Annotated in this window: 12 protein-coding genes; 11 read left to right on the top strand and 1 reads right to left on the bottom strand. The window is 46.3% G+C overall.

Annotation, left to right across the window (positions count from 1 at the left end):
* The first annotated feature begins 173 nt into the window (after window positions 1–173).
* The 3 genes from HB364_RS02600 to HB364_RS02590 all read left to right on the top strand — a co-directional run bounded on the left by HB364_RS02600 (window position 174) and on the right by HB364_RS02590 (window position 4,226).
* The gene (locus tag HB364_RS02600; RefSeq protein ID WP_167286337.1) at window positions 174–1,628 is read left to right on the top strand and encodes a TolC family protein; all 1,455 of its coding nucleotides are present in this window, start codon (window positions 174–176) and stop codon (window positions 1,626–1,628) included.
* 28 nt (window positions 1,629–1,656) lie between these two features.
* Window positions 1,657–3,036 (top strand): efflux RND transporter periplasmic adaptor subunit, encoded by a 1,380-nt coding sequence (locus tag HB364_RS02595; RefSeq protein ID WP_167286336.1) that lies wholly within the window; start codon window positions 1,657–1,659, stop codon window positions 3,034–3,036.
* 155 nt (window positions 3,037–3,191) lie between these two features.
* Entirely contained in the window at window positions 3,192–4,226 is a 1,035-nt protein-coding gene (locus tag HB364_RS02590) for an NAD(P)H-dependent glycerol-3-phosphate dehydrogenase (RefSeq protein WP_167286335.1), read from the top strand.
* Between the two features lie 130 nt (window positions 4,227–4,356).
* Here HB364_RS02590 and hemW read toward each other — a convergent pair whose 3' ends face one another.
* Window positions 4,357–5,478 (bottom strand): radical SAM family heme chaperone HemW, encoded by a 1,122-nt coding sequence (hemW, locus tag HB364_RS02585; protein WP_167286334.1) that lies wholly within the window; start codon window positions 5,476–5,478, stop codon window positions 4,357–4,359.
* A 50-nt stretch (window positions 5,479–5,528) separates the two neighbouring features.
* On the opposite strand from hemW, the gene HB364_RS02580 reads away from it, so the two are divergent.
* The 8 genes from HB364_RS02580 (at window position 5,529) to porN (ending at window position 16,556) form a co-directional block, all read left to right on the top strand.
* The gene (locus tag HB364_RS02580) at window positions 5,529–7,343 is read left to right on the top strand and encodes an autotransporter assembly complex protein TamA (protein ID WP_167286333.1); all 1,815 of its coding nucleotides are present in this window, start codon (window positions 5,529–5,531) and stop codon (window positions 7,341–7,343) included.
* A 163-nt stretch (window positions 7,344–7,506) separates the two neighbouring features.
* Window positions 7,507–8,553: a DUF4271 domain-containing protein gene (locus HB364_RS33460; protein WP_167286332.1), complete on the top strand. Its 1,047-nt coding sequence runs from the start codon at window positions 7,507–7,509 to the stop codon at window positions 8,551–8,553.
* A 77-nt stretch (window positions 8,554–8,630) separates the two neighbouring features.
* A complete protein-coding gene (locus HB364_RS02570; protein ID WP_317170665.1) occupies window positions 8,631–9,389 on the top strand; it encodes a uroporphyrinogen-III synthase in 759 nt (252 codons plus the stop codon).
* Window positions 9,390–9,423: 34 nt separating this feature from the next.
* Complete coding sequence (locus tag HB364_RS02565) at window positions 9,424–11,487, top strand: thioredoxin domain-containing protein (protein ID WP_167286330.1); 2,064 nt, start codon at window positions 9,424–9,426, stop codon at window positions 11,485–11,487.
* 152 nt (window positions 11,488–11,639) lie between these two features.
* Window positions 11,640–12,914: a T9SS ring complex lipoprotein PorK/GldK gene (gene porK, locus HB364_RS02560; RefSeq protein ID WP_246228287.1), complete on the top strand. Its 1,275-nt coding sequence runs from the start codon at window positions 11,640–11,642 to the stop codon at window positions 12,912–12,914.
* Between the two features lie 141 nt (window positions 12,915–13,055).
* The gene (gene porL / locus HB364_RS02555; RefSeq protein WP_167286329.1) at window positions 13,056–13,826 is read left to right on the top strand and encodes a type IX secretion system motor protein PorL/GldL; all 771 of its coding nucleotides are present in this window, start codon (window positions 13,056–13,058) and stop codon (window positions 13,824–13,826) included.
* A gap of 81 nt (window positions 13,827–13,907) precedes the next feature.
* Window positions 13,908–15,491, top strand: coding sequence for a type IX secretion system motor protein PorM/GldM (gene porM / locus HB364_RS02550; RefSeq protein ID WP_167286328.1), 1,584 nt, complete (start codon window positions 13,908–13,910; stop codon window positions 15,489–15,491).
* A gap of 21 nt (window positions 15,492–15,512) precedes the next feature.
* Window positions 15,513–16,556 (top strand): type IX secretion system ring subunit PorN/GldN, encoded by a 1,044-nt coding sequence (gene porN, locus HB364_RS02545; protein WP_167286327.1) that lies wholly within the window; start codon window positions 15,513–15,515, stop codon window positions 16,554–16,556.
* Window positions 16,557–16,866: the final 310 nt, after the last annotated feature.

The raw sequence follows: 16,866 nt of genomic DNA, 5'->3' as shown, positions 1-16,866 counted from the left end.
ACACCTTTCCCTGGCGATGCCAACGAAAGGTGTCACCTCTCAACACTGATATTGCCGGTTTTAACTATTATTTTTTTATGCTTTGGGGGGCATGCTGTATTTTGTGTGGTTACAGTTGAGCGTTTGCAGTTTTTACTATTAGCCACCTCCTTCATTACAATCAGATTTGTTCTATGAAAAGGAAAATTCTATTACCTGTTTTACTGCAATTGGGATTTATTGGTACTGTATTTAGCCAGGACAAGTGGGACCTTCAGCGTTGCGTGGAATACGCCTGGGCCAATAATATTACTATTAAGCAAAGTAAGATACAGGCGGAGCTGGCCGAAGTGGACCTAAAGCAGAGTCAATGGAGTCAGTATCCGAGTCTGGATTTCAGTACCAGTACAGGTATGCAATGGGGCCGTTCTATTGACCGTACTACCAACACATACACCACTGTTTCCTCCCTATACCAGAGTTTTAGTGCAAGTGCCGGCATTACTGTTTTTAACTGGAACCGTATCAAAAATAATATACTGGCCAGCCGCTATGCCAATGATGCTGCCGGTATGGACGTGGAAAAAGCCAAGAATGATGTAGCCCTGAATGTGGCCACTTACTACCTGCAGGTATTACTGGCCCGCCAGCAAATGGATATTGCCAAAGTGCAGATGGCGCAGACGATGAGCCAGATACAATTTACCCGCAAGAAGGTGGAAGCAGGCGCTGTACCTGAATTGGATGCCCTTACCCTGGAAGGACAATATGCTACCGACAGTTCCAATTATATTACCGCGGTATCTAATGTGGACCAGGCAGTACTTACTTTAAAGATAGCCCTGAACCTGGATGCCGGTGCTGTTTTTGATATTACCAGCCCTCCTGTAGAGCAAATACCGGTAGAGCCTATTCTTCAGTTGCAGCCCCAAGCTGTTTTCGATATTGCTATGAAGAGTCAGCCGGCACAAAAGGCCAATGAATTAAGGATACAATCACTAGCTACTTCAGTAAAGTCCTCCAAGTCTTTACTGTATCCCACTATTTCGGTTGGCGGCAGCCTGGGGACAAACTTTAACAACCCTACCAAAAGCTATAGGCAATTTATAAATGGCGTCGATACTATTGCGCGTGCAGACGCGGGTTCTGTGCAATACCCTGTATATATACCCACGACTGGTACTGTATCGAGCAAAAAGTCTTTTAGCGAGATATGGGATGGCTGGGGAACGCAGATCAATGGTAACTTTGGCCAGGGTCTTGGCGTTACTTTATCAGTTCCCATCCTTAGCGGAGGGCAAGCCCGCTTCAATTACCAGCGGTCAAAGCTGAACCTGAAGAATGCGCAGGTTACCAAGGAACTGACCGATCAAACACTGAAGAACGATATTTATAAGGCCTATTACAGTGCCTCTGCTGCCATGCAAAAGTTCAATGCTTCCAAAACCTCTGTTGAGATCACACAAAAAACATATGATTTTGCGGTGAAAAGGTATGAACTGGGATTGCTCAATACTTTTGACCTGCTGACCAGCCAGAATAACCTGACGCGTGCCAAACTGGACAGGGCATCAGCACAATTTGATTATGTTTTCAAAATGAAAGTCCTGGAATTTTATAAAGGACAAGGGATCAAACTGTCAAACTAACTAAGTAGAAACAACCAATTTTCGCATTATGAAGAAGAGAAAAATATGGTGGCTTATTTTAGGCCTTGTTGTAGTGGTAATACTGCTGGTGGCCCTCAAATCGAAGGGCGTTATCGGCAAGGAGGAAGGCTTGAAGGTGTCAACAGAAAAAGTAACGAAACGAACGATTATTGAAACCGTTAATGCCAGCGGTAAGGTATATCCTGAAATTGAAGTGAAGATCAGTCCTGACATCTCCGGTGAGATCGTGGAATTAAAGTATGATGAGGGAGATAGTGTAAAGAAGGGCGCCGTGCTGGCGAGGATCTATGCCGATATTTATTCTACCCAGCGCAACCAGGCCGCTGCGGTGGTAGATCAGCAACAGGCAACGGTTGAGAACAGTAAAGCGCAACTGGAAAGTCTGCTATCGGCCCAGGAACTGGCGCAACGTACGTATGACCGCCAGAAGCAGTTATTGGCCGAAAAAGTGATCTCTGATGCTGAGTTTGAGCAGGCTCAAAATAACCTGCGTACTGCCAAAGCCAATTATAATGCCGCCCTGCAAAATATACGCAGCGGCCAGGCTTCCATTGCCAGCGCCCAGGCCAGCCTGGAAAGAGCCGATAAAGACCTTGGCCGTACGGCTGTAGTGGCTACTATGGATGGCGTGGTATCGCTGATGAATGTAAAGAAAGGCGAGCGCGTAGTAGGTAACTCTATGATGGCGGGTACCGAAATGATGCGCATTGCCGATATGAGTGTGATGGAAGTTCAGGTAGATGTGGGCGAAAATGATATTCCGAAGGTGAGCCTTGGCGATTCGGCGCTGATTGAAATTGATGCTTATAATAACCGGAAATTCAAAGGGCTGGTTACCAAGATTGCCGCCAGCAATACCACAGCCGGCAGTGCGGCGGCTACTTCTAGTTCAAATGATGTGACGAATTATAAGGTGCACATCCGCATTTTACCGGAATCGTATAAAGACCTGATAGATCCTTCCAAACCCAGGAAGTTCATCTTCAGGCCCGGTATGAATGCCAGCGCAGATATTCAAACCACCACCCGGCCGAATGTAATAGCGGCTGCTATGAATGCCGTGACTACGCGTGAAAAAGGGACCGATAAGGTAGCCAATAGCCAGAAGGATAAAAAAGAACCAGAGGAAGGCATGCAGGAACAGGCAAAAGCCGGTTTGTCAAGTGATCTTGATGAAGTGGTGTTTGTGCTGCAGGCCAATGGCACCGTAAAGAGGGTGAAGGTAAGGACCGGTATACAGGATATTGGTTATATTGAAGTGCTGGGCGGATTGAAAGAGGGTGATGAGATCGTGACGGCTCCTTATAATGTGATCAGCAAAACCCTTAAAGACGGGATGAAGGTGAAGGTGGTGCCGGCTGATAAGTTGTTTGAAGAGAAGAAATAACTATAGCGGTTAAGGTGAGTCGCCCTGCCGCGCTGCAAAGTGCCGTACTGCAGGGCGGCCCACCTTTAACCTAAAGGATACCCAAGGCTCAGGCGTTTTCGTCTGAGCCTTGTGCGTTTCGCCCGTTTTCTTACTTTTGAGCCAAATAATGATTCATGAGAGTTGGTGTTATCGGCAGCGGAAGCTGGGCAACAGCATTGGCAAAGATCCTTACCGACAATAAGAAGCCCATTCATTGGTATATACGTAAGGAGGCAATTATTAAGCACCTGCAACAGCGCCATCACAATCCCCATTACCTGCATTCTGTTTATTTCGATACTTCTTTATTAACCCTCAGCACAGATGTGGCAGCCGTAGTAGCCGCCAGTGATTGTATCCTGATAGCAGTACCCTCTGCTTATATCCTGGATACATTACAGCCCTTGGATAAGGCCGCCTTCAAAGGCAAAAAGATCATTTCTGCTGTAAAAGGCATTATACCACAGCATAACCTGTTGCTGAATGATTACCTGGCCAATGAGTATGATGTGCCCCAGGCGGATTATTTTACCGTCATGGGCCCCTGTCATGCGGAAGAAGTGGCGGCAGAGAAGTTGTCTTACCTGACTTTTTCGGGGGTGGATGTAACAATAACAGAAGAAATAGCGACTTATTTTACAACAGAGTATATCAATACGATCGTAAATAATGATGTGTATGGGGTACAATATGCCGCTATCCTGAAGAATATTTATGCGCTGGGTTCGGGTATTGCCCACGGACTGGAATATGGCGATAATTTTCTCAGTGTACTCATTGCCAATTGTGCCGATGAGATGGCTGGTTTTCTTAAAAAGGTAGGTATCCGGCACATTGAAGTAGGTATTCATGAAGAAGACCCTGTTACGCACCGTAAGGCGGCTAATTATTCGGCTTCGGTGTACCTGGGCGATCTGCTGGTGACCTGTTATTCCCTCTATAGCCGTAACCGCACTTTTGGCAATATGATCGGGAAAGGCTATTCGGTAAGGGCTACCCAGTTGGAAATGAATATGGTAGCCGAGGGGTACAACGCCTGTAAATGTATGTATGATATTAATCAAACGGTGCAGGCCGAAATGCCTATTGCTGCCGCTGTATACCGCATTTTATGGGAAAATGTTAAACCTGGTGATGGCTTTAAACAAATAGAGCAGGTACTGGTCTAAAAAGCGTAACTTACTATTATAATATGCCTTTCTCTTACTCATCATATGGCCCTGTAGTGATCCTCCTGATTATAGGAGTTCTCTCAGTTGTGGAACTGGTGAAATACCTGAGAAGCCATAAGCGGCAACATTAAACAAAAAGGTCGCCAGCAATACCATCTGCAAATAACTTCCCTTGTTTGGTTAATACGAGTCTTCCGTCTTCTTCCCGGAGTAATTGTTGTTCAATGAACCGGTGGCTATTCTTTTGTAATGTCCTGCTCATTTTCTCTCCGCTTAATTGCTGTACATGCTGCAGGTTAAGTCCTTCCATAGTGCGCAGGGAAGTCATGATGTATTCGTTGAGCCTTTGATCCGGTGTGAGCAGCTCCACTTCAAAAGGTACAGCGCCTTGTTTCAGGGATTGTATGTACAGGGCGTTGTTGGCAATATTCCATTGCCTGCCCTGTCCGTTGAAGGAATGGGCCGAAGGCCCGAGACCAAGGTATTTACTGCCCTGCCAGTAGGCGCTGTTGTGGCGGCTGCGGTGACCCGGCAACGCAAAGTTGGAGATCTCATAATGTTCATACCCTGCCGCCTCTGCCCAGTCCATCAGCAGCAGGAACTGCCTTGCCTGGTCATCGGGCTGTACATTGCTTATCTGGTGTTTTCGTATCATGGTGTCCAGCGCCGTTTTGGGCTCTACCGTCAATGCGTAACAGGACAGGTGTGGTATGCCCAGTTCCAATGCCTGCAGCACATTCCGGCGCCACCTTTCATCGGAGAGGGTAGGCGTTCCATAGATAAGATCAATGGTGATATTATCAAAATAGCTGATGGCCAGTTGCAGGTTGTCAATGGCCTGTGCCGCTGTATGCGCCCGGTTCATCCATTCCAGGTCTTCTTCAAAAAAGGATTGCACGCCTATGCTCAGCCGGTTAATGCCTGCCTGCTTCCAGTGGGTGAGCGTTCCGGCTGAAATATCATCCGGATTGGCTTCGAGGGTAATTTCAGCGTCACGGCTGATGGTAAAATAGCGGGTGAGGGCTTGCAGGATGCTTTGCAGCTCATCCATGCCCAGCAGTGAGGGGGTGCCTCCGCCGAAATAGATGGTTTCTACGGTTTCATTGCCCAGGTAGTTTCGCTGTAATTCAATTTCTTTCAATAAAGCGGCTAAAAAATCGTTTTTTAAACCCAATGAAGTAGAAAAATGGAAGTTACAGTAATGACATGCACGTTTGCAAAAGGGTATATGGATGTAGATGCCTGCCATTGCGTTCCGTATTTTTATCGGATATTACAGTTCAATTGTTGAAATGGATAATGACAAAGGTAGCAGTATATAAGAACATGTGCAGAAGGGCCGTTTTTGTCATCTTCTTCCTCCAGCCATTGCTGCTCCTGGCGCAATACCGGTTACAGATTATACCGGTAGACAAGGATTCTGCTTTTTTGCAGCGCCAGCTCCGGCTGCAAACCGACTTCAGGAATAGTGTGCTTTGCCTGGAATATGTCAATAGTATCCCTTCGCTGCTGCAGACCAAAGGCTACCCTGCCGCGTCGGTAGACAGTACTTTTTATGATACCCTGTCGGCTGTGATACACCTGTATGTAGGCGAGCCCCTGAAATGGACCCGGTTGAATACCGATTCTGTTGACAGGAAGATACTGGAGCAGGTAAACTGGGGCAATAAAAAGCAGGGCCTGCAAAAGCCGGTGGATTTTTACCAACTGCAAAGCCTGCAAGAGAAGATCCTGGATTACCTGGAGAATAATGGGTATCCCTTTGCCCGTATAAAGCTGGACAGTATCACCCTGGAAGGGGACAATGGTTTTCAGGCCTCCCTGAAGGTAGATAAAGGGCCCTTGTATAAGATTGACAGCGTCCAGAATAAGGGCAGTGCTAAATTGACTACCAATTACCTGCAGCATTACCTCAGCATTCCCAATGGCAGCCTTTTCAGAAAAGACCGGTTACAAACGGTCAGCAAAAAACTCAGTGAACTGCCTTTTGTACAGGAACAGCAACCCTGGGATTTAACGATGCTGGGCACAGGTTCTATCCTTAACCTTTACCTGGCCCCTAAGAAGAGCAGCCAGATCAATGTACTGGTCGGTTTCCTGCCTGCCAATGACCAGTTGGCCAATAATAAATTACTGGTAACGGGTGAAGCCACGATTAACCTGAAGAATTCCCTGGGCGCCGGCGAAACGATCGGGCTGAACTGGCAACAGGTACAGGTAAAATCGCCCCGGCTCAATTTAGCTTTTGCCTACCCTTACCTGTTTAATTCTCCTTTCGGGATCAATTTTGGTTTTGACCTGTTTAAGAAGGATTCTTCCTTTGTGAATATCAGCCTGCTGTTGGGCATACAATATGCGCTGGCCTCCAACCAAACAGGCAGTGTGTATATTCAAAACCTGAGCACGAACCTCCTGACAGTGGATACCTTACTGGTGAAAAACTCACGCCGCCTGCCTATAGAAGCCGATGTGCGTTCTGTGAATATTGGTATTAATTATGAATGGTTCAATACTGACTACCGCTACAATCCCCGCAGGGGCAATGAAATTATGATCAATGCTTCTGCCGGTACCAAGAAGATCAATAAGAACAGTGCTATTGTCAAGCTTCATGATGACAGTGATCCTTCTTTTGACTTTAACAGCCTGTATGATACGATGAACCTTAATGCCTACCAGTTTAAGGTAAAACTGGCGGCTGCTCATTATTTCCGTCTCACCAGGGCTTCCACGCTTAAAATGGCCGTCAGTGGCGGATGGTTCGAGAGCCCCACTATATTCAGGAATGAGTTGTTCCAGATCGGCGGTTACCGTCTGATGCGGGGTTTTGATGAAGAAAGCATTTTTGCTTCCCGCTATGCGGTGGGTACGGTTGAATACCGGTATTTACTGGGTCAGAATTCGTTTATGTTTGCCTTTACCGATTGGGGCTGGACGAAGAATACGGTCCCTTCTGTTAATCTCAGCAATACTTTCCTGGGGTTGGGCCTGGGGATGGCTTTTGAGACGAAAGCCGGTATTTTTAATATTTCTTACGCTGCCGGTAAACGTGATGACGCCAAATTCAACCTCCGGCAGTCCAAGATCCACCTGGGTTACGTAAATTATTTTTAAATAGCTAATAAGGTGAGTCGCCCTGCCGCGCAGCTTTTGCAGGGCTGCAGGGCGGCCCACCTTACACAATCTTTATTATTTGGATAATGAATTAATATACTTCATCGTTCTCCATTCCATTATTGCGGAATCTTAAATACTTTTGCACACCCAATCTGAGCTGGTGAAAAAAATTGTACTATTTGTTTTTTATTGTATCCTGTTATTTCAGTTTTCCTTTGCCCAAACCCAAAGTGATTCCACTTTGCGGCAGCCAGATACGGTAGTGCCTGACCCACAGGTGGCGCCGCCGGTTAAAAAAGATACTACTGTCCGCAGGGCGCCCATCCTTAAAAAGAAAGCAGATTCCAGTGTACAGGCAGTAAAACCTGCTACCGACAGTATAAAGCGCGCGGCAGATACGCTAATTCCGGCGCCTCCGGTATCCCCGCTGAGGGAGGAAGCCCGGCCGGCCGAAAATACCCTCCCGGCATTCCAGGCAGCTTTGCGCGATCATCCTTATTATCATTTTAAAGGCAAGCCCCGGGAGCTTTTCCTGAAAGACACCGGGGAAGGAAGGTCTGACAGTATGTTTTATTTTCTTTTCGGTCTCCTGTTCTATTTTGCTGTTGTGCGGGTGTTCTTCCGGAAGTATATGGACAATATTACGACCCTGTTTTTCCGCGCCACGATGCGGCAGCAGCAACTGCGGGAGCAATTGTCACAGGCGCCTTTGCCCTCTTTATTCCTGAATATACTTTTTGTTTGTGCTGTTGGTATGTTCCTGGCATTTGCATCCTTGTATTATGAGATTATGCCAGAGCGGAACCTGTGGCTGTTGTGGGGATATGGCTGCCTCCTGGTATTGGCCATATATATGGGCAAATTCATTTTCTTAAAGATCATCGGCTGGATTTTCAATGTGAGTAATGCAACCGATACTTATATCTTCATCATCTTTATGGTCAATAAGATGATCGGCATTTTCCTGGTGCCGGTAGTGGTGCTCATGGCCTTTCCTTATGAGCCTTTTTTACCGGTGGTAATGACGCTGACGTTTATTATATTGGCTTTATCCCTGGTGTACCGGTTCTTAATTGCTTATAAACCAATAAGGAATGAAATTAAAGTAAGCAGGTTCCATTTTTTTATTTACCTTTGCGCCTTCGAAATAGCACCCCTATTGCTGATTTACAAGGGGTTATTGATTTTTGTGGAAAGAAGTTATTAATTTTGCGAAATCCATACGGCACTAATATGGTTAAAAACGGGGCTAAAAACGTAGCAACTGATCCTAATTCGATTAGTGTGATTAAGAAAATATTAATCACCCAACCCAGACCAGAAACCGATAAATCACCGTACTTCGAGCTTGCCAGGAAGTACAGTGTGGAATTGGATTTTCATCCCTTCATCCGTGTTGATGGTATTCCCTCCAAAGAATTCCGCCGGCAAAAGATCGAGATTGCCCAATACTCAGCCGTCATTTTCACCAGCCGCAATGCTATTGACCACTTTTTCCGTATCTGTGAGGAGATGAAAGTAAGCGTATCACAGGATACCAAATACTTTTGTATCACAGAGGCCGTAGCCTTATATCTTCAGAAATTCATCCTTTACCGCAAACGCAAGGTGTTCTATGGCGCCGATGGCACCAACAAGAGCATGTTTGATGTGGTGAACAAGCATAAGGAAAACGAAAAGTTCTTATATCCCTGTTCCGAGAACCAGCAGGATAATGAGATCGTGAACTGGCTCAAGAGTAATAATTGCGGATTTGCCACGCCTTTTATGTACCGCACGATCAGCAATGATGTAAAGGAAGTGCTGGACAAGAATGAATATGATATTATCTGCTTCTTTACGCCCAGTGGTGTAAAAAGTCTTTTTGATAATTGTCCCCGGTTTAAACAGAATGGCACCCGTATTGGCGCCTTTGGCAGCAATACTTCCCGGGCCATTGAAGATGCCGGTCTTACATTGGACATTAAAGCTCCCCAACCCCAGGCGCCTTCTATGGTAGCTGCCCTGGAACAATACCTGGCCGGTATTTTGAAGAAAAAGTAGGAGATAGCTGCGTTCATTGCCTATCTTCCCTATTATGAAGTTTACCAATCGTCTTGCTCAGGAAAGCAGTCCGTATCTTTTACAGCATGCGCATAATCCTGTGGACTGGTACCCGTGGGGTGAAGAAGCCCTGAACCGGGCCAAAGCAGAGAATAAGCCCATCCTGGTCAGCATTGGCTATGCTGCCTGCCATTGGTGCCATGTGATGGAGAAAGAGAGTTTTGAAAACGAGGCTACGGCAGCGCTCATGAATGAGCACTTCATTAATATCAAGATTGACCGGGAGGAAAGGCCCGACCTGGACCATATTTATATGGATGCGGTACAAACGATGACCGGCAGCGGCGGATGGCCTTTAAATGTATTCCTCACTCCTTCCGGTAAGCCTTTTTATGGCGGTACTTATTTCCCTCCCAAAGCGGTCTTTAACCGGCCCTCCTGGCTGGATGTACTGGAGGGCGTATCGAATGCTTTCCGGGAAAAACGGGAAGAGATTGATGCCCAGGCCGAAAGCCTCACCCAGCACCTGCTGCGCTCCAATGAGTTTGGTATACAGCAAGCGGCTGGTCCGGACGCTGATTTTGCCGTTGCTTTCAGTAAGGAAAAGGCGCACCTGATGTTCGTCAATATTATGAAAACGGCCGACCAGGAGGAAGGAGGTTTTGGCCGGGCGCCCAAGTTCCCGCAAACATTCACGATCCGGTTCCTGCTTCACCATTATTATTATACCAAAAAGCAGGAGGCCTTACAGCAGGCCTGTCTCAGCCTTGATAAGATGATCCTGGGCGGCATTTATGATCAGTTGGGTGGGGGCTTTGCACGTTATGCTACTGACGGGGCCTGGCTGGTACCCCATTTTGAAAAGATGCTGTACGATAATGCCTTGCTGGTTATTGTGATGAGCGAGGCCTACCAGCTTACCCGGGATCCTTTGTATGAACGGGCCATCCGGCAAACACTTTTCTTCGTGGAGCGGGAAATGTTGTCGCCTGAGTATGGGTTTTATTCGGCCCTTGATGCCGACAGTGAAGGGGTGGAGGGCAAGTACTATGTATGGGATAAAGCCAGTATTGATGTTATCCTGGGCGATGAGGCGCCGCTGTTTTGCGCCTTTTATGATGTCACTGAACGGGGCAACTGGGAACATACGAATATCCTGCATATAAAAGTGGCTCCGGCTGAGTTTGCTGCGCAGCATCAGCTCACGATTGATGAGTTGTGGCGGCAAATGGACAGGTGCCGCGGGCTGCTTATGCAACACAGGAACCGGCGCATACGGCCCCTGCTGGACGATAAACAATTGCTGGGCTGGAATGCCCTGATGAATGAAGCTTATTGTAAAGCTGCCGCTGCCCTGGGCGATGATCATTACCGGGAGGTGGCTATCCGCAATATGGACTTCCTGTTCCAGGCTTTCGGGTTGCCGGACGGGTCTTTCCATCATACTTACAAGGAAGGGGTGGCCAAATACCCCGCTTTCCTGGACGATTATTCCTGTCTGATCCAGGCATTGTTGCAGTTGCAGGAGGTAACCGGTGATACCGCTTACTTGCAGAAAGCCCGTGCGCTCACCACCTGGGTTCTTGATAATTTCAGCGAACCTGATACAGGTTTTTTCTACTTCACACCAACCGGACAGCCCGATATTATCGTACGTAAAAAGGAAGTGTATGACGGAGCTGTTCCTTCGGGTAATGCGGTGATGGCCATGAATCTCTATTCCCTGGGTATTATTTTTGATATACCCGAATGGCATGAGCGCAGTGTAAGGATATGCTCCCTGCTTCACCAGGCTGTTAACCGGTATCCGGGCTCTTTCGGTGTATGGGCCACGATGATCCAGGCCCTCACTTATACCATACCGGAGATAGCAATTATTGGCGGGAATTTTGCAACGCTTCGCGAGGATGTCTTACGACGATTTGTGCCTGTTCATGTACTTCAGTCTGCTCCCTCTGAACCTTTAAGCCAGGATTTTCCCCTGTTAGCCCGAAAGCCTGATGCCTCCGGGACAATGATTTTTCTGTGCCGGGCATATTCTTGCCAACAGCCTGTAAATGAGGTAGATGCATTGATGCGGCTAATGGAAAATGTGTAAAACTTAATCTTTTTTGGATACAATAATCTGGTTTCCTGCACCGTTTATTCCTATGCTGGAGTTCTGTATTGCAGTTTTAAAAAATAAATTCTAAACTTGTGATGAAGTCGGTAAAACATTATTTTTGCCCAATACCCTTTAATATGATGAAAATGAAAAACCTATCCGCCTTTACAGCCATTGCGGCAATGTTTTCCATTGCCACTGGATGTGGGCTGGGAAAAAGTTCTAAAGGTTTGCCGAATGATGGCCAGCTTCATGGAGTATCTCCGGCAACCAAGTATAATCTCGCCAAGCCTCCTGGCATGGTGTATATACCACCTGGAACTTTCCACATGGGGCCCAGCGATGAAGACGTCAACTACGCTTACACTGCAAAGAACAAGCAGATATCCATCAATGGTTTCTGGATGGATGCCACCGAAATTACCAACAATGAATACCGTCAGTTTGTGCAATGGGTCCGTGACTCTATTGCTGCTGTAAGGTTGCAGTATGGTAAAGAGATAGATGGCGTATTTGTAATTGACTGGAAAAAAGCCAAAACCATTAAATGGAATGATAAGGCTACTGTTGAGAAGATCGACCAGATGATCCTGACCCCTGAGAACAGGGTTTTTGGCAGGAAAGAGATCGATCCCAACAAGCTTGAATACCACTCTGAAACATTCGACCTCAAGGAGGCCGCAAAAAGGGAGAATGTAGGCGTTTCCCGTTCCAAGTTTATCAAAAAGAAGGATGTAAAGATCTATCCTGATACACTGATCTGGATACGTGATTTCAGCTATTCTTATAATGAGCCTATGACCAAGCGTTATTTCTCGCACCCTGCCTTCGGGAATTACCCGGTAGTAGGTGTTAACTGGAAGCAGGCTACTGCTTTCTGCGAGTGGAGAACGCACTACCTCAATTCATTTCTCGAAAGTAAAAAGAGGCCTACTGAGTCGGATTTCCGCCTGCCTACAGAAGCTGAGTGGGAATACGCAGCCCGTGGTGGCCGTTCACAATCTATGTTCCCCTGGGGTAACTATTACCTGAGGAACCGGAAAGGTTGTCTGCTGGCCAACTTCAAACCTGGTCGTGGTAACTATCCTGAAGATGGCGGTTTCTATACCGTACGCGCTGACGGATACTGGCCCAACGATTTCGGTCTGTATTGCATGGCCGGTAACGTAGCCGAGTGGACTTCTTCCCTGTACTATGAAGGTGCTTACAACTTCCAACACGATATGAATCCGGATATCCGTTTTAATGCGGATGACGCTGATCCCCCCCGTATGAAACGCAAGGTGATTCGTGGCGGTAGCTGGAAAGATGTGGGTTATTACCTGCAAACCAGCACCCGTAGCTACGAGTACATGGACACTGCCAAGTCTTACATTGGTTTCCGTTGTGTAATTGACTTGCCTCCTATGCAGAGAAAATAAATTCCTGCTTACGAGTAATTTTCTGGCTGCTTAACCGTTATTGATGCCGGTGCAATGCACTGATATCATAACTGGATGGTATTGTTTTCACTATTTTAACCCTATAAAATCCGTTTTCTAACCATTTAAACAATTAAAATTATGGCTGGAGTTTCTAAATCTACCGAAAGAGTGGTGAATGTAGTAGTTTGTATGGGCGCTGCTATCGTAATCTTTGGCGCCTGGCAAAAAATTACTCACCAGGCACTTGCTGACTTCTTCTTAACAGCCGGCCTCATAACTGAAGCTGTTATTTTCGTGGTGTATGCAATATTACCCCCTCCCGGTTCCGAAATGCATGCAATTGCAGAAGCATTACCCAAACTGGCAGGTGGCGCATCATCAGCCGGAAACCCAGCTCTTGATAAGATGGATAAGATGCTGCAGGAAGCGGATATCACTCCGGCTAACCTGAGCAAATTGAGCGATGGCTTTAAAAAATTAGGTACTTCTGTTGATAAGATCGCTGAAGTGTCTGATGTAGTAAAAGCTACCAGCGATTATTCAAAGAAAACAACAGAAGCTGCCGCAGCACTGGAGTCTATGAAAAATGCCTATCAGGGAGCTACCGCTACCATTACGCATTTTAACCATGCTGCCGACAGTACTAAACAATTCCATGAGCAGGTTCAGGTATTAACCAAGAATTTAGGTTCCCTGAATGCTATCTATGAACTGGAGTTGCAGGATACCAATAACCACCTGAAGGCGATGAACACCTTCTACAGCAACCTGGCTGAGGCTTCTCAGACTATGAAAGGCAGCGTAGATGACGCCAAGAAAGCACATGAACAAATTGCCAAACTGGCTGGTAACTTAAGCAGCCTGAACACTGTTTACGGCAATATGCTCAATGCTATGCAAGGCCGCTAATGCAGGCTGGTCCATATCCTGTATCCATGAAACAGAGAAGCTCCGTTAAAAAGAATTGTTTAAACTGAAAAACCTAAATCTATGGGTTTACCCAAAGAGCCCCGGCAGAAGATGATCAACATGATGTACCTGGTGCTTACAGCCCTGCTGGCACTCAACGTATCATCAGAGATCCTGAACGCTTTTAAAGTCGTAAACGTCAGTATTGCGAATTCAAATGCCGTAATCACTGAAAAGAACGACGTTACCTATAAGTCTTTTGAAGAAAAGAAAAAAGACCCTCAGACAAGTGCGAAAGCGGCTGTCTGGGCGCCTAAAGCAGAATACGTAAAGAAGATATCTGCCGACCTGTACACCTACATCGAAAATCTGAAGCTGGAAATGAAAAAGAAATCCAAGCTGGAGATCAAAGATGGTGTTGAACACTACTCGGAAGATAACCTCGATGCGCCTACCGCATTGATGGATAAGGAAGGAAAGGGTAAAGAACTGTATGATAAGCTGGCTGCTTACAAGTCGCAGGTCATTGCTGTTCTGAAGCCTGAAGAGTTTGCTGACAACCCAAATTTCCAGGCACAAATGAAAAAGGATATTGAAGGTTTCCAGAAGTCAATTCCTATCAACATGAATGTGCCCAAGAGCCAAACCGGTAAGGAGTACAGCAATGATGCGAAAGGTTGGACTACCAACTATTTCCACATGACACCGACGGTAGCGGCTTTAACTATCCTGAGTAAGTTTCAGAATGATATCAAGAGTTCTGAATCACAAATGGTAGATTACCTGCATACCCAGATCGGTTCTGTAAAAGTAATATTCGACCAGTTCCAGGCTATTGCCCAGGCTAATACCAGCTATGCGATGCCTGGCGATAATATCGAGATCACTGCCGGCGTAGGAGCTTTCAGTGCTGCTGCCAAGCCTAAGATCACGATCAACGGCCAGCCTCAGACATTGACTCCTGAAGGTACTGCGGTATTTAAAACTACCGCCAGCGGTACCGGCGACCATGCAGTAGATGTTCGTATCGAATATGCAAAACCTGATGGCAGCATTGCAACTGTCAATAAGAAGGTTAATTACACGGTAGGTGTTCCTTCAGGCGCCTCTGTATTCCTTCAAAAGATGAACGTACTCTATGTTGGTGTTGATAACCCACTCACTATTTCCGGTGGTAGCGTAGGTAGCGAAAAAGTATCAGTAAGCTTTTCCGGTGGTGTGCCAGTAACCAAAGCAGGCGGTGATAATTATATCATTAAGCCAAAGAATCCCGGGGAAGCTAATATTATTGTAAATGCCGATGGTAAATCCTTTAAGTTCCCTATGCGGGTGAAACTCCTTCCTCCTCCTACAGGTTTCATAGGTGCGAAGAAAGGGGGCAGTATTTCCTCTGCGGAGCTGAAAGCGATCGGCGCTGTCATCGCGAAACTGGATTCTGATTTCCAGGCTGCTTACAAGGTAGTAAGCTATCAAATAGGTGCAGTAGGCGGTCCTATCCAGATCTATGCTATTGCGAATAATTCAGGCAATCGCTGGACTGGTGCTGCAGAAGCCTTGATTAGCCGTACAGGTCCCGGATCACGTGTATTCTTTGACCAGATTCAGGTGGTAGGCCCTGACGGACGTCAGGTGGAAATTCCCAGCATGATGTTCACGCTTAAATAATAACTTTTTAAACAAGGGATAATGAAGAACCGTATTATCAAATTGTGTTTGTTGCTCACTGTGATGGCGTTTGCCACTGCTGAAGCAGATGCGCAGGCCAAAAAGCCCAACAGGACCACCAAGAAACGTACTACCACTGCTAAAAAAGGTGGTACTACCAACAGGACCAACAATGCAGCCAACACTGCAGCCATTGCTCCTCCGGTGGATACTGTAAAGCCGGCCCCTCCTCCCACAGCGGAAATCAAGATTCCGACTATCAAGAGGTCATTGCGCAATGACAATGCCATTGAGCGGAACCTGGTAAAAGACCGGCTTCCCTTACCTTATGAGCACATTCGCGAGGATGATGCGGCCTATATGCAGCGTGTATGGAGAGAAATTGACGTACACGAGAAGATGAACCTGGCATTTGTATACAAAGCAGATGGTGACCAGGGTAACCAGCGGTTTATTAATATCCTGCTGAATGCTGTTAAAAATGACAGTATTACTGCCTTCTCTGCAGATGATGACCGGTTCACTACACCCATGACCTTCCAGCAGATCTCTGAACAACTGGTAGCCAAGCCGAGGATTATCCAGGTACCTGACCTGGTGGCAGACCCGTTGGGCGACAAGGGTATCATGCGGGATACAACCATCATCGAGGAATTCAATCCCGATAAGGTAGAAAGATATTGGATTAAAGAAGACGTTGTGTTCGATAGGGAATCATCGAGGATGCATACACGGATCTTAGGCATAGCCCCCCTGAAAACGATCAGCAATGATGACGGATCTTTCCGGGATGTTACCCCTGTTTTCTGGGTTTATTACCCCGATCTGAGGCCGGTATTTGCCAAGCATGAAGTGTATAATGGCAAAAACTATGGCGCCCGTATGAGCTGGGAAGAGCTGTTTGAAAGCCATATGTTTTCCAGTCGTATTATCAAGTCTACGATCAGCAATCCGAACGATGAGTTCATTAAATCCTACGTTAAAGATCCTATTCTCGCCCTGTTGGAGGGAGAAAATATCAAAGAAAGGATCTTTAATTATGAGCAGGATCTCTGGTCTTATTAAACTTAATAATAATACTTAAAAAAGGCACCGTAGTTTTACGGTGCCTTTTCTTTTATATTACAGGAACTACGTAACCCTTTATAAATGAGGGTACTTTTAGCCGAAAGCCGGGAATATTTTTTTTTAAAATACCCACTATCAGGTATTGTTTTGTGGGTATGATTCACTATTTTTACAATGGTTTTTCATAGGATATTGGATTTTAAAAACGGGGCTGGATTTCTATCCGGGCCCCTTTTTTTATTATAGCTGGTTGTTATATGTAGTTGGGGTTTTTACGCTACCAATTGCAGAAATCACTATTTCTTGT

The organism is Paraflavitalea devenefica, from assembly GCF_011759375.1.
Classification (GTDB): Bacteria; Bacteroidota; Bacteroidia; order Chitinophagales; family Chitinophagaceae; genus Paraflavitalea; species Paraflavitalea devenefica.
This window is presented reverse-complemented; position numbering and strand designations above follow the sequence as displayed.

What these genes read in the sequence shown, in the direction of transcription:
- HB364_RS02595 (WP_167286336.1), top strand. Translation starts at nt 1,657, where the DNA reads ATGAAGAAGAGAAAAATATGGTGGCTTATTTTAGGCCTTGTTGTAGTG.
- HB364_RS02590 (WP_167286335.1), top strand. Translation starts at nt 3,192, where the DNA reads ATGAGAGTTGGTGTTATCGGCAGCGGAAGCTGGGCAACAGCATTGGCA.
- porN (WP_167286327.1), top strand. Translation starts at nt 15,513, where the DNA reads ATGAAGAACCGTATTATCAAATTGTGTTTGTTGCTCACTGTGATGGCG.
- HB364_RS02565 (WP_167286330.1), top strand. Translation starts at nt 9,424, where the DNA reads ATGAAGTTTACCAATCGTCTTGCTCAGGAAAGCAGTCCGTATCTTTTA.
- HB364_RS02600 (WP_167286337.1), top strand. Translation starts at nt 174, where the DNA reads ATGAAAAGGAAAATTCTATTACCTGTTTTACTGCAATTGGGATTTATT.
- hemW (WP_167286334.1), bottom strand. Translation starts at nt 5,478, where the DNA reads ATGGCAGGCATCTACATCCATATACCCTTTTGCAAACGTGCATGTCAT.
- porL (WP_167286329.1), top strand. Translation starts at nt 13,056, where the DNA reads ATGGCTGGAGTTTCTAAATCTACCGAAAGAGTGGTGAATGTAGTAGTT.
- HB364_RS02580 (WP_167286333.1), top strand. Translation starts at nt 5,529, where the DNA reads ATGACAAAGGTAGCAGTATATAAGAACATGTGCAGAAGGGCCGTTTTT.
- porM (WP_167286328.1), top strand. Translation starts at nt 13,908, where the DNA reads ATGGGTTTACCCAAAGAGCCCCGGCAGAAGATGATCAACATGATGTAC.
- porK (WP_246228287.1), top strand. Translation starts at nt 11,640, where the DNA reads ATGAAAAACCTATCCGCCTTTACAGCCATTGCGGCAATGTTTTCCATT.